10 protein-coding genes are annotated in these 12686 nt (G+C 71.4%); all 10 read left to right on the top strand.

Going from position 1 to position 12686, the window contains the following annotated elements; all coding sequences use genetic code 11:
* A partial coding sequence (locus GT030_RS01655) for a penicillin-binding protein 2 (protein WP_161199472.1) occupies nucleotides 1-1849 on the top strand: 1849 nt, incomplete at its 5' end.
* Nucleotides 1850-1995: 146 nt separating this feature from the next.
* The gene (locus tag GT030_RS01660) at nucleotides 1996-3573 is read left to right on the top strand and encodes a UDP-N-acetylmuramoyl-L-alanyl-D-glutamate--2,6-diaminopimelate ligase (protein ID WP_346009537.1); all 1578 of its coding nucleotides are present in this window, start codon (nucleotides 1996-1998) and stop codon (nucleotides 3571-3573) included.
* Between the two features lie 4 nt (nucleotides 3574-3577).
* Nucleotides 3578-4993 carry a UDP-N-acetylmuramoyl-tripeptide--D-alanyl-D-alanine ligase gene (gene murF, locus GT030_RS01665; RefSeq protein WP_161199474.1) on the top strand — a complete coding sequence of 472 codons (1416 nt, stop codon included), beginning with the start codon at nucleotides 3578-3580 and terminating at the stop codon, nucleotides 4991-4993.
* Nucleotides 4990-6063 carry a phospho-N-acetylmuramoyl-pentapeptide-transferase gene (gene mraY, locus GT030_RS01670; protein WP_030810142.1) on the top strand — a complete coding sequence of 358 codons (1074 nt, stop codon included), beginning with the start codon at nucleotides 4990-4992 and terminating at the stop codon, nucleotides 6061-6063. Before murF ends, mraY begins: the two co-directional genes overlap by 4 nt.
* Nucleotides 6045-7487: a UDP-N-acetylmuramoyl-L-alanine--D-glutamate ligase gene (gene murD / locus GT030_RS01675; RefSeq protein ID WP_202459558.1), complete on the top strand. Its 1443-nt coding sequence runs from the start codon at nucleotides 6045-6047 to the stop codon at nucleotides 7485-7487. The genes mraY and murD overlap by 19 nt, the downstream gene beginning before the upstream one ends.
* Nucleotides 7488-7555: 68 nt before the next feature.
* Nucleotides 7556-8914, top strand: coding sequence for a putative lipid II flippase FtsW (gene ftsW, locus GT030_RS01680; RefSeq protein ID WP_161199475.1), 1359 nt, complete (start codon nucleotides 7556-7558; stop codon nucleotides 8912-8914).
* 6 nt (nucleotides 8915-8920) lie between these two features.
* Entirely contained in the window at nucleotides 8921-10009 is a 1089-nt protein-coding gene (murG, locus tag GT030_RS01685; protein ID WP_161199476.1) for an undecaprenyldiphospho-muramoylpentapeptide beta-N-acetylglucosaminyltransferase, read from the top strand.
* A gap of 27 nt (nucleotides 10010-10036) precedes the next feature.
* Entirely contained in the window at nucleotides 10037-10831 is a 795-nt protein-coding gene (locus GT030_RS01690; RefSeq protein ID WP_161199477.1) for an FtsQ-type POTRA domain-containing protein, read from the top strand.
* A 276-nt stretch (nucleotides 10832-11107) separates the two neighbouring features.
* A complete protein-coding gene (ftsZ, locus tag GT030_RS01695; RefSeq protein WP_161199478.1) occupies nucleotides 11108-12331 on the top strand; it encodes a cell division protein FtsZ in 1224 nt (407 codons plus the stop codon).
* On the top strand, nucleotides 12328-12686 hold a 359-nt coding region (locus GT030_RS01700; protein ID WP_161199479.1), incomplete at its 3' end, for a laccase domain-containing protein. The genes ftsZ and GT030_RS01700, both read left to right, overlap by 4 nt.

The following is a 12686-nucleotide window of genomic DNA, read 5'->3' on the forward strand; positions in this document are numbered from 1 at the left end:
CCGCCGTCCCTCCGCCGGCCGGCGGCCCCCGGTCAAGCCCGCCCTGCGGCTCGGCAGCCCCCGGCCCCGGCTGCGCCTGGTCGGCCTCGCCCTCGCCCTGGTGCTGACCGCCTTCACCGTGCGCCTCCTCCAGGTGCAGGCGGTGGACGCCAGTACCTACAGCGCCAAGGCCGAGCAGAACCGCTACGTGGCGCACATCCTCACCGCCGAGCGCGGCGGCATCACCGACCGCAACGGCGTCGCCCTCGCCGTCAGCGAGGACGCCTACGACATCACCGCCGACCCGAAGATGTTCAGCAGCGAACAGCTCAAGATCTCCGACGGGCCCGAGCAGGCCGCCGCGCTGCTCGCCCCGATCCTCGGCCAGGACCAGGAAGCGCTCGTCAAGAAGCTCCGCCCGGCCAACAAGCAGTCCCGCTACGCCCGGCTGGCCTCCCGGCAGACCCCGCAGGTCTGGAAGCAGATCAAGGACCTCAAGGCCGCCTTCGTCAAGAAGGGCACCCCCAACGTGCTCGCCGGGGTCTTCGCCGACCCCAGCAGCCAGCGGGTGTACCCCAACAAGGAGCTGGCCGCCGGGATACTGGGCTGGGTCAACAGCGAGGGCCGGGGCGGCGGCGGCATCGAGCAGCAGCTCGACAAGCAGCTCTCCGGCAAGGACGGCAAGATCCGCTACGCCCAGTCCGGCGGCCGCGAGGTGCCCACCGCGGGTTCCACCGAGACGCCCGCCGTGCCCGGCAGCGACGTCGAGCTGACCATCGACCGCGACATCCAGTGGGCCGCGCAGAACGCGATCTCCGAGCAGGTGAAGAAGTCCAGGGCCGACCGCGGCTACGTCGTCGTCCAGGACACCGCCACCGGCCAGATCCTCGCCATGGCCAACTCGCCCGGCTTCGACCCCAACGACCTCTCCAAGGCCGACTCCGCCGCCATGGGCAACGCCGCCCTCCAGGACGCGTACGAGCCCGGCTCCACCGCCAAGGTGATGTCCATGGCGGCCGTGCTGGAGGAGAACGCGGCCACCCCGCTCACCCATGTCGTCGTACCCAACCGGCTGCACCGGGGCGACCGGCTCTTCCAGGACGACGTCGACCACGCCACCTGGTACCTCACCCTCAACGGGGTGCTCGCCAAGTCCAGCAACATCGGCACCATCCTCGCCGCCGGCCAGCTCGGCAAGACCCAGCGGGCCGCCAACGACACGCTCTACTCGTACCTGCGCCAGTTCGGCATCGGCCGCTACACCGGGCTCCGCTTCCCCGGCGAGACACCGGGCATCCTCGCGCCCGCCGCCAAGTGGTCCACCTCGCAGCAGTACACGATCCCTTTCGGCCAGGGCTTCTCCATCAACGCGATGCAGGCCGCCTCCGTCTACTCCACCATCGCCAACGGCGGAGTCCGCGTCGCGCCGACCCTGGTGCGCGGCACCAAGGGGGCCGACGGCCGCTTCGCGCCGGCGCCCAAGCCCAAGAAGACCCGTGTGGTCAGCGAGAAGACCGCGAAGACCGTGGCCCAGATGCTGGAGTCGGTCGTCGACGACGAGCAGGGCACCGGCGTCAAGGCCCGCATTCCCGGCTACCGGGTCGCGGGCAAGACCGGCACCGCCAACCGCGTCGATCCGGCCACCGGGAGGTACCACGGCTACACCTCGTCCTTCGCCGGATTCGCCCCCGCCGACAAGCCCCGCCTCACCGTCTACTGCGCCATCCAGAACGCCACTTCCGGCAGCTACTTCGGCGGCCAGATCTGCGGTCCGGTCTACAAGCAGGTGATGGAGTTCGCGCTGAAGACCATGCAGGTGCCGCCGACCGGAGCCAAGGCCGCCGCCCTGCCCGTCTCCTACCAGCCCTGACCCGCCCCCACCGGAACCAGGCACCGATCACCAGGAACGAGCCCGTGACAACGATCACCCCCGACGACGGGAACCGAGGTACCCACCGCACCGAGCGCGACCCCCGTTTTAGCTCCGGAGCGGGTACTCCCGGTACGCTCACCGCCGTGCCACACGCCGATCAGTCCCAAACCACTCAGAAAGGCGCTTCCGTGACAAATCCGGGACCGCCGCGACCGGTTCAGGTCTCCGCCATCTCCCTCGCGGAACTGGCCGGTCAACTGGGTACCGCCGCGCCCGCCGAGACCGCCGCGTCCGTCGGGGTCACCGGCATCACCCACGACTCGCGGGCCGTCCGCCCCGGTGACGTGTACGCCGCCCTGCCCGGCGCCAGACTGCACGGCGCCGACTTCGCCACCCAGGCGGCGGGTCTGGGCGCCGTCGCCGTCCTCACCGACCCGGCCGGCGCCGACCGCGCCGCCGCGACCGGCCTGCCGGTCCTGGCCGTCGAGGACCCGCGTGCGGAGATGGGCGAGCTGGCCGCCACCATCTACGGGCACCCCGGCCGGGGCATGCTCCAGATCGGCATCACCGGCACCTCCGGCAAGACCACCACCGCCTACCTGGTCGAGGGCGGCCTGCGGGCGGCCGGCCGGACCACCGGGCTGGTCGGCACCGTCGAGACCCGCATCGGCGACGAACGCATCAAGTCCGAGCGCACCACTCCCGAAGCGACCGACCTGCAGGCCCTGTTCGCCGTCATGCGCGAACGCGGCACCGACGCCGTCGCCATGGAGGTCTCCAGCCACGCCCTGGTCCTCGGCCGGGTCGACGGCTGCGTCTTCGACATCGCGGTCTTCAACAACCTCAGCCCGGAGCACATGGAGTTCCACTCCGGCATGGAGGACTACTTCCAGGCCAAGGCCAGCCTGTTCACCCCCGAGCGCAGCAGGCTCGGCGTGGTCAACGCCGACGACGAGTACGGCCGCAGGCTCGTCACCGAGGCCGGCGTGCCCGTCGTCACCTTCTCCGCCGAGGGCCACCCGGACGCCGACTGGCGCGCCGAGGACGTCCAGATCGGCCCCATGGACTCGACGTTCACCGCGCTCGGCCCCAAGGGCGAGCGGGTGCACGCCCGTTCGCCGCTGCCCGGCCCGTTCAACGTGGCCAACACCCTGGCCGCGCTGGCCGCCCTCGCCGCCGCCGGGATCGACCCGCAGACCGCCGCCGACGGCATCGCCGCCGTGCCCGGCGTCCCCGGCCGCCTGGAGCGCGTCGACGCCGGACAGCCCTACCTCGCCGTCGTCGACTACGCCCACAAGACCGACGCGGTCGAATCGGTGCTCAAGGCGCTGCGCAAGGTCACCAAGGGCCGGGTGCACCTCGTGCTCGGCTGCGGCGGCGACCGCGACCGCACCAAGCGCGGCCCGATGGGCGCGGCCGCGGCCCGGTACGCCGACACGGCCGTACTGACCTCCGACAACCCACGCTCCGAGGACCCGCTGGCGATCCTGGCGACCATGCTCGAAGGCGCCGCCTCCGTCCCCGCGCACGAGCGGGGCGAGGTGCTGCTGTTCGAGGAGCGGGCCGCCGCCATCGCCGCCGCCGTGGGCCGTGCCGCCGCCGGTGACACGGTGCTGGTCGCGGGCAAGGGCCACGAGCAGGGCCAGGACATCGCCGGCGTGATCCGTCCCTTCGACGACCGCCAGGTGCTCCGCGAAGCTATCCAGAACACCCAGGGATGAACTTGTGATCGCCCTCTCCCTCGCCGAGATCGCAGCAGTCGTCGGCGGGCAGACGCACGACATACCGGATACGTCCGTCCAGGTCACCGGCCCGGTCGTCCGGGACTCCCGCGAGGTGGTGCCCGGCACCCTGTTCGTCGCCTTCGTCGGCGAGCGGGTGGACGGCCACGACTTCGCCGCCCAGGTCGTCGAGGCGGGCGCGGTCGCCGTACTGGCGTCGCGCCCCGTCGGCGTGCCCGCGATCGTCGTGGACGACGTCCAGGAGGCCCTCGGCGCCCTCGCCCGCCATGTCGTCGAACGGCTCGGCGCGACCCTCGTCGCGCTGACCGGCTCGGCCGGCAAGACCAGCACCAAGGACCTCATCGCCCAGGTGCTCGGCGGCAAGGCGCCGACCGTGTTCACGCCCGGCTCGCTCAACAACGAGATCGGGCTGCCGCTGACCGCCCTGTCCGCCACCGAGGAGACGAAGTTCCTCGTGCTGGAGATGGGCGCCCGCGGCATCGGGCACATCCGCTACCTGGCCGGACTCACCCCGCCGAAGGTCGGATTGGTGCTCAACGTGGGCAGCGCCCACATCGGCGAGTTCGGCGGCCGCGACCAGATCGCCCAGGCCAAGGGCGAGTTGGTGGAAAGCCTGCCCTCGGCGGCGGACGGGGGCGCGGCGATCCTCAACGCCGACGACCCGCTGGTGCGCGCGATGGCCTCCCGTACCAAGGCGAAGGTGGTCCTTTTCGGAGAGTCGGCCGAAGCGGACGTACGCGCCGAGAACGTACGACTCACGGACAGCGGACAGCCCTCCTTCAGGCTTCGCACACCCTCCGGTGCAAGCGATGTGACCATGCGCCTGTACGGTGAGCATCACGTGTCGAACGCGCTCGCCGCGGCCGCCGTCGCCCATGAGCTGGGCATGTCCGCAACCGAGATCGCCACCGCGCTCTCCGGGGCGGGCACCCTCTCCCGCTGGCGCATGGAGGTCACCGAGCGCCCGGACGGCGTGACCATCGTCAATGACGCCTACAACGCCAACCCCGAGTCCATGCGGGCCGCCCTCAGGGCGCTCGTGGCCATGGGCAAGGGGCGCCGCACGTGGGCGGTGCTCGGCAAGATGGCCGAGCTGGGGGACGAGGCTCTCGCCGAGCACGACGCGGTCGGACGGCTCGCCGTCCGGCTCAACGTCAGCAAGCTCGTCGCGGTCGGTGGCATCGAAGCCTCCTGGCTGCAACTGGGCGCATACAACGAGGGTTCGTGGGGTGAGGAGTCGGTGCACGTGTCCGACGCACAGGCGGCGATCGACCTTTTGCGCAAGCAGTTGCGTCCGGGGGACGTCGTGCTGGTGAAGGCGTCCCGGTCGGTGGGGCTGGAGAGCGTCGCGCAGACGCTCGCCGAGGCCGGTACCGAGGGTGAGGTCGCCGCCCGATGATGAACCAGGTCCTGTTCTCGGGCGTCATCGGCCTCTTCCTGACGCTGATCGGCACCCCGCTGCTGATCAAGCTCCTCGCCCGCAAGGGTTACGGTCAGTACATCCGCGACGACGGCCCGCGCGAGCACGCCAGCAAGCGCGGTACGCCGACCATGGGCGGTATCGCCTTCATCCTGGCCACGATCGCCGCGTACTTCCTCAGCAAGGTGATCACCGGCAAGCCGCCGACCTACTCCGGCCTGCTGGTGCTCGGCCTGATGTTCGGCATGGGCCTGGTCGGCTTCCTCGACGACTACATCAAGATCGTCAAGCGGCGCTCGCTCGGTCTGCGGGCCAAGGCGAAGATGGCCGGCCAGCTCATAGTCGGCATCGGCTTCGCCGTCCTCGCCCTGCAGTTCCCCGACAACCGGGGCAACACGCCGGCCTCCACCAAGCTGTCGTTCATCACCGACTTCGGCTGGACCATCGGCCCGGTCCTCTTCGTGGTCTGGGCGCTCTTCATGATCCTCGCCATGTCCAACGGCGTGAATCTCACCGACGGTCTGGACGGCCTGGCCACCGGCGCCTCCGTCCTCGTCTTCGGCGCCTACACGTTCATCGGCGTCTGGCAGTTCCAGGAGTCCTGCGCCAACGCCATGACCCTGACCAACCCGGCCGCCTGCTACGAGGTGCGCGACCCGCTGGACCTCGCGGTGGTCGCCTCCGCCCTGATGGGCGCCTGCCTGGGCTTCCTGTGGTGGAACACCTCCCCGGCGAAGATCTTCATGGGCGACACCGGCTCGCTCGCCCTCGGCGGTGTCCTCACCGGCCTGGCCATCCTCTCCCGCACGGAGCTGCTGGTGGCCATCATGGGCGGCCTGTTCGTCCTCATCACCATGTCGGTCGTCATCCAGGTCGGTTCCTTCCGGCTCACCGGCAAGCGCGTCTTCCGGATGGCACCGCTCCAGCACCACTTCGAACTCAAGGGCTGGTCCGAGGTCCTTGTCGTGGTCCGCTTCTGGATCATCCAGGGCATCTGCGTCATCGTCGGACTGGGCCTCTTCTACGCGGGATGGGCAGCGGACAAGTGACCTCCTCGGTGCCTTCGGGAACCAGCGAATTCCAGGGCAAGCACGTCACCGTCGCCGGGCTCGGCGTCTCCGGCCTGCCGGCCGCGAAGGCGCTGCACGCGCGCGGGGCGATCGTCACGGCCGTCAACGACGGCGACGACGCCCGCGCCCGCGAGCAGGCGGCGGAACTGGAGGCGCTCGGCATCACCGTCCGCCTCGGCGACGGCGCGACCCTGCCCGAGGGCACCGAGCTGATCGTCACCGCCCCCGGCTGGCAGCCCGACAAGCCGCTGTTCCGCGCCGCCGAGCAGGCGGGCGTCCCCGTCTGGGGCGACGTCGAGCTGGCCTGGCGCCTGCGCGGGCCCGACGCGGCCCCCTGGCTCGCCGTCACCGGCACCAACGGCAAGACCACCACCGTGCAGATGCTCGCCTCCATCCTCAAGGCGGCGGGCCTGCGCACGGCCGCGGTCGGCAACATCGGCGTCTCCCTGCTGGACGCCGTCCTCGGCGAGGAGCGGTACGACGTGCTCGCCGTCGAGCTGTCCAGCTACCAGCTCCACTGGGCACCCTCCCTGCGCGCCTACTCCGGCGCGGTCCTCAACCTCGCCCCGGACCACCTCGACTGGCACGGATCGATGGACGCCTACGCCGCCGACAAGGGCCGCATCTACGAGGGCAACAAGGTCGCCTGCGTCTACAACGTGGCCGACCCGCGCACCGAGGACCTGGTGCGCGAGGCCGACGTCGAAGAGGGCTGCCGGGCCGTCGGGTTCACGCTCCAGGCGCCGGCCGTCTCCCAACTCGGCGTGGTGGACGGCATCCTGGTCGACCGCGCCTTCGTGGAGAACCGGCAGAAGAACGCGCAGGAGCTGGCCGAGGTCTCCGACGTGGACCCGCCCGCCCCGCACAACATCGCCAACGCCCTTGCCGCAGCGGCCCTCGCGCGCTCCTTCGGGGTGCCCGCGCAGGCGGTGCGCGACGGACTGCGCGCCTTCAAGCCCGACGCCCACCGCATCGCCCACGTCGCCGACATCGACGGGGTGGCCTACGTGGACGACTCCAAGGCCACCAACACCCATGCCGCCGAAGCCTCGTTGGCCGCCTACGAGCCGATCGTCTGGATCGCGGGGGGACTGGCCAAGGGCGCCGAGTTCGACGAGCTGGTGGCCAACTCCGCGAAGCGGCTGCGGGGTGTCGTCCTGATCGGCGCCGACCGCGCGCTGATCCGCGAGGCCCTGGCGCGACACGCCCCGGAAGTACCCGTCGTGGACCTCGACCGGACCGACACTGGGGCGATGCTCCAGGCGGTGACGGAGGCGAAGGGGCTGGCCCGGCCCGGCGACACGGTCCTGCTGGCCCCGGCCTGCGCCTCCATGGACATGTTCACCAACTACAACGAGCGCGGCGACGCGTTCGCGGCCGCGGTCCGCGAACTCGGCGCCTGACCCCGGCCGCCCGCCGGGCGGACCTTGGGAGGGACGCGTGGGACGGTCGACGTTCAGCGGAGGCCAGGATGCCCAGTAGCCGTACCGGACGGCCGCCCGTACAGCGGGCGGCCCGTCCCGCGCCCCCGAGGACCGCGGGCGAGAACCCGCTGCGCCGGCTGCGCGACCGCGCCCGCAAGGCGTGGGACCGGCCGCTGACCGCCTACTACCTGATCCTGGGCGGCAGCATGCTGATCACCGTGCTGGGCCTGGTGATGGTCTACTCGGCCTCCCAGATCACCGCGCTGCAGCTCTCGCTGCCCGGCTCGTTCTTCTTCCGCAAGCAGTTCCTCGCCGCGGTCATCGGCGGCGCGCTGCTGTTCGCCGCCTCCCGGATGCCGGTCAAGCTGCACCGGGCGCTGGCCTACCCGATCCTGGCCGCCGCCGTGTTCTCCATGGCCCTGGTGCAGGTGCCGGGGATAGGGATGTCGGTCAACGGCAACCGGAACTGGATCTCGCTCGGCGGCTCCTTCCAGATCCAGCCCAGCGAGTTCGGCAAGCTCGCCCTGGTGCTGTGGGGCGCCGACCTGATCGCCCGCAAGCAGGAGAAGCGGCTGCTGACCCAGTGGAAGCACATGCTGGTCCCGCTGGTCCCGGTCGCCTTCCTGCTGCTCGGACTGATCATGCTCGGCGGTGACATGGGCACCGCGATCATCCTCACCGCGATCCTCTTCGGCCTGCTCTGGCTGGCCGGCGCCCCGACCCGGCTCTTCGCCGGGGTGCTGTCGGTGGCAGGGCTGATCGGTGTGATCCTCATCAAGACCAGCCCCAACCGGATGGCCCGGCTCGCCTGCATCGGCGCCACCGAGCCCAAGGCGGGCGCCGCCGACTGCTGGCAGGCCGTGCACGGCATCTACGCCCTGGCCTCGGGCGGGATCTTCGGTTCCGGACTGGGCGCCAGCGTGGAGAAATGGGGGCAACTCCCCGAAGCCCACACGGACTTCATCTTCGCCGTCACAGGTGAGGAACTGGGCCTGGCGGGCACGCTGTCGGTACTGGCCCTGTTCGCGGCTCTAGGCTATGCGGGTATCCGCGTGGCCGGACGCACGGAGGACCCCTTCGTGAGGTACGCCGCGGGAGGCGTGACGACGTGGCTCATCGCCCAGGCGGTGATCAACATCGGTGCGGTGCTCGGCCTGCTGCCGATCGCCGGCGTCCCGCTCCCGCTGTTCTCCTACGGAGGGTCCGCCCTGCTGCCGACCATGTTCGCCGTCGGGCTGCTGATCGCGTTCGCGCGTGACGAGCCCGGTGCGCGGGCGGCGCTTGCGATGCGGCAACCCCGCTTTGGTAGAAAGCGGACGGGGGGCTCCCGTGCCGAGCGGGTGCCACGGAGATGGAACACGATGCGACGGCGTGCCTCGGCGGCGCGTCCGTCCGGAGAGCGGTGAATTTCGGTGCATGTCGTACTCGCCGGCGGGGGTACCGCGGGCCACATCGAGCCCGCGCTCGCCCTCGCGGACGCCCTGCGCAGGCAGGACCCCACCGTGGGGATCACGGCCTTGGGCACGGAGCGCGGTCTGGAGACCCGGCTCGTCCCGGAGCGCGGCTACGAGCTGGCGCTGATCCCGGCGGTCCCGCTGCCGCGCAAGCCCACCCCCGAGCTGATCACCGTGCCGGGCCGGCTGCGCGGCACGATCAAGGCCGCCGAGCAGATCCTGGAGCGCACCAAGGCGGACGTGGTGGTCGGCTTCGGCGGCTACGTCGCGCTGCCCGCCTACCTGGCCGCCAAGCGCCTGGGCGTGCCGATCGTGATCCACGAGGCCAACGCCCGCCCCGGCCTGGCCAACAAGATCGGCTCCCGCTACGCGGCCCGGGTCGCGGTCTCCACGCCCGACAGCAAGCTGCGTGACGCCCGCTACATCGGCATCCCGCTGCGCCGCACCATCGCCACCCTGGACCGTGCCGCCGCGCGCCCCGAGGCCCGCGCCCGCTTCGGCCTGGACCCCAACCTGCCCACGCTGCTCGTCTCCGGCGGCTCCCAGGGCGCCCGGCACCTCAACGAGGTCGTCCAGCGGGTCGCGCCGTGGCTCCAGCAGGCCGGCATCCAGATCCTGCACGCGGTCGGCCCGAAGAACGAACTGCCGCAGGTGCAGCAGATGCCGGGGATGCCCCCGTACGTCCCGGTAAGTTATCTGGACCGGATGGACCTCGCGTACGCCGCGGCCGACATGATGCTCTGCCGCGCGGGCGCGATGACCGTCGCCGAACTGACCGCCGTCGGACTCCCGGCCGCCTATGTCCCGCTGCCCATCGGCAACGGCGAACAGCGGCTGAACGCCCAGCCGGTGGTCAAGGCGGGCGGCGGACTCCTCGTGGACGACGCGGAACTGACGCCGGAGTGGGTGCAGCAGAACGTGCTCCCCGTCCTCGCCGACCCGCACCGTCTCTACGAGATGTCCCGCGCCGCCGGTGAGTTCGGCCGCCGGGACGCCGACGACCTGCTCGTCGGCATGGTGTACGAGGCCATCGCCTCCAGCCGTTAGGCATCGCACGACGAAGGGACAGCGAGCGTGGCCGGTTCGACCACCGCCGAGCGCGGTGAACGCCAGCAGGAGTCGGCCGGCCCGCCGCTCGTCCGCCGGTTCAGGCGCCCCCACCTTCGTGTGATCATCACATCGGCTGTCGCACTGGCCCTGTTGGGCGCCGGTACCGTGTGGCTGCTCTACGGCTCGGAGTGGCTGCGCGTACGGCACGTCTCGGTCTCCGGCACCCGGGTGCTCAGCCCGGCCGAGGTCCGCGCCGCCGCCGCCGTTCCCCTCGGCGCCCCGCTGGCCTCCGTCGGCACGGACGCCGTCGAGGCCCGGCTGCGGGGGAAGTTGCGCCGTATCGACACCGTCGAGGTGTCCCGGTCCTGGCCGGACGGCATCACCCTGAAGGTCACCGAGCGCACCCCGGTGCTGCTGGCCCGCGAGAACGGCAAGTTCACCGAGATCGATCACGAGGGCGTACGTTTCGCGGTCGTGGGGAAGGCGCCGAAGGGTGTACCGATGCTCGAACTCGCCGTTTCCCGCAAGGGATCGGGTGCCGCCAGCCTGCGCCGCTTCGGCACCGGACGTCTCGTGCGCGAGGCGGTCCGGGTGGCCGGCAGTCTCCCGCCGGCCGTCGCCCGTGACACCGGGACGGTCAGGGTGGGATCGTTCGACGCCATCACCCTGGAGCTGGACCGCGGACGCACCGTGGAGTGGGGGAGCGGGGAGCAGGGCCGTGCCAAGGCACGGGCCCTCACAGCTCTCATGAAAGCAGCTCCGGGCGCCCGGCACTTCGACGTGAGCGTGCCCACCGCCCCCGCGTCAGCGGGGAGTTGACGCACATCAGCGCAGGCCAGCACCCTGGTTGGGCACTGCTACGGCTGATCACATAGGGTGAAAAGAAAAACGGGAGGTTCGGCGTGTTCGTTGAACGGGCGCCGCTTGTCGACTTAGTGTCCTGTTCAGAAGACTCCAGGGAACAGACACACTGGTAACCCTAAACTTCAGCGTTAGGGTTCGGGTCGGCGTTCGGACCGTCCCAATTCGGCATCCGTCGTCCCGGTCGGGAACCGCCCGGCGCGACAACGTAATTCGAGGCGAGAGGCCTTCGACGTGGCAGCACCGCAGAACTACCTCGCAGTCATCAAGGTCATCGGTGTCGGCGGCGGTGGTGTCAATGCCATCAACCGGATGATCGAGGTCGGCCTCAAGGGCGTCGAGTTCATCGCCATCAACACCGACGCGCAGGCACTGTTGATGAGCGACGCCGACGTCAAGCTGGACGTCGGCCGTGAACTCACCCGCGGACTCGGGGCCGGCGCCAACCCGGCCGTCGGCCGCAAGGCCGCCGAGGACCACCGCGAGGAGATCGAGGAGGTCCTCAAGGGGGCCGACATGGTCTTCGTGACCGCCGGAGAGGGCGGCGGCACCGGCACCGGCGGCGCGCCCGTCGTGGCCAACATCGCCCGCTCGCTGGGCGCCCTCACCATCGGCGTGGTCACCCGCCCGTTCACCTTCGAGGGCCGGCGCCGCGCCAACCAGGCCGAGGACGGCATCGCGGAGCTGCGCGAAGAGGTCGACACCCTCATCGTGATCCCCAACGACCGGCTGCTGTCCATCTCGGACCGCCAGGTCTCGGTCCTGGACGCGTTCAAGTCCGCCGACCAGGTCCTGCTCTCCGGTGTCCAGGGCATCACCGACCTGATCACCACCCCCGGCCTGATCAACCTGGACTTCGCCGACGTCAAGTCGGTCATGTCCGAGGCCGGTTCGGCCCTCATGGGCATCGGCTCGGCCCGCGGCGACGACCGCGCGGTGGCCGCCGCCGAGATGGCGATCTCCTCGCCGCTGCTGGAGGCGTCCATCGACGGCGCGCGGGGCGTCCTGCTCTCCATCTCCGGCGGCTCCGACCTCGGCCTGTTCGAGATCAACGAGGCGGCCCAGCTCGTCAGCGAGGCCGCCCACCCCGAGGCCAACATCATCTTCGGCGCCGTCATCGACGACGCCCTCGGCGACGAGGTGCGGGTCACCGTGATCGCGGCCGGCTTCGACGGCGGCCAGCCCCCGGCCCGCCGGGACAACGTCCTCGGCTCGTCCTCGGCTTCCTCCTCCGCCGGCTCCTCGGCCCAGCGCCGCGAGGAGCCCGCTCCGCCCCGCCAGCAGCAGGCGGAGAGCCGTCCGACCTTCGGCTCGCTCGGCAGCGTGACCCCGAAGGAGGAGCCGGAGCCGGCCCCCGAGCCGGTGGTCGAGATTCCGGTGGCCCCGCCGGTGCCGCAGTCCCGTACCTACGCGGACAGCGCGGCCGAGGAGCTGGACGTGCCGGACTTCCTGAAGTGATAGGACAGCGCGGACACGTGAGCGGCGCGCACTTCGCCTTCACCGACAGGTGGGGCGGGGTGAGCGCCGCTCCGTATGCGGAGCTCAATCTCGGCGGCGCGGTCGGCGACGACCCCGGTGCCGTGCGGACCAACCGCGAACTGACCGCCGGCGCGCTGGGCCTGGACCCGGCGCGCGTGGTCTGGATGAACCAGGTGCACGGCGCCGAGGTCGCGGTCGTGGACGAGCCCTGGGGCGAGCGCCCGGCGCCGGAGGTCGACGCGATCGTCACCGCCCGCCGCGGCCTCGCCCTCGCCGTGCTCACCGCCGACTGCGTACCGGTGCTGCTCGCCGACCCCGTCGCGGGTGTCGTCGC

Origin of the sequence: Streptomyces sp. SID1328, from assembly GCF_009865595.1 — a bacterium.
GTDB lineage: Bacteria > Actinomycetota > Actinomycetes > Streptomycetales > Streptomycetaceae > Streptomyces > Streptomyces griseoluteus.

Excerpts from the sequence above, each read along its gene's own strand:
- ftsW (WP_161199475.1), top strand. The coding sequence starts at position 7,556 with ATGCCCAGTAGCCGTACCGGACGGCCGCCCGTACAGCGGGCGGCCCGT.
- murD (WP_202459558.1), top strand. The coding sequence starts at position 6,045 with ATGGGCAGCGGACAAGTGACCTCCTCGGTGCCTTCGGGAACCAGCGAA.
- mraY (WP_030810142.1), top strand. The coding sequence starts at position 4,990 with ATGATGAACCAGGTCCTGTTCTCGGGCGTCATCGGCCTCTTCCTGACG.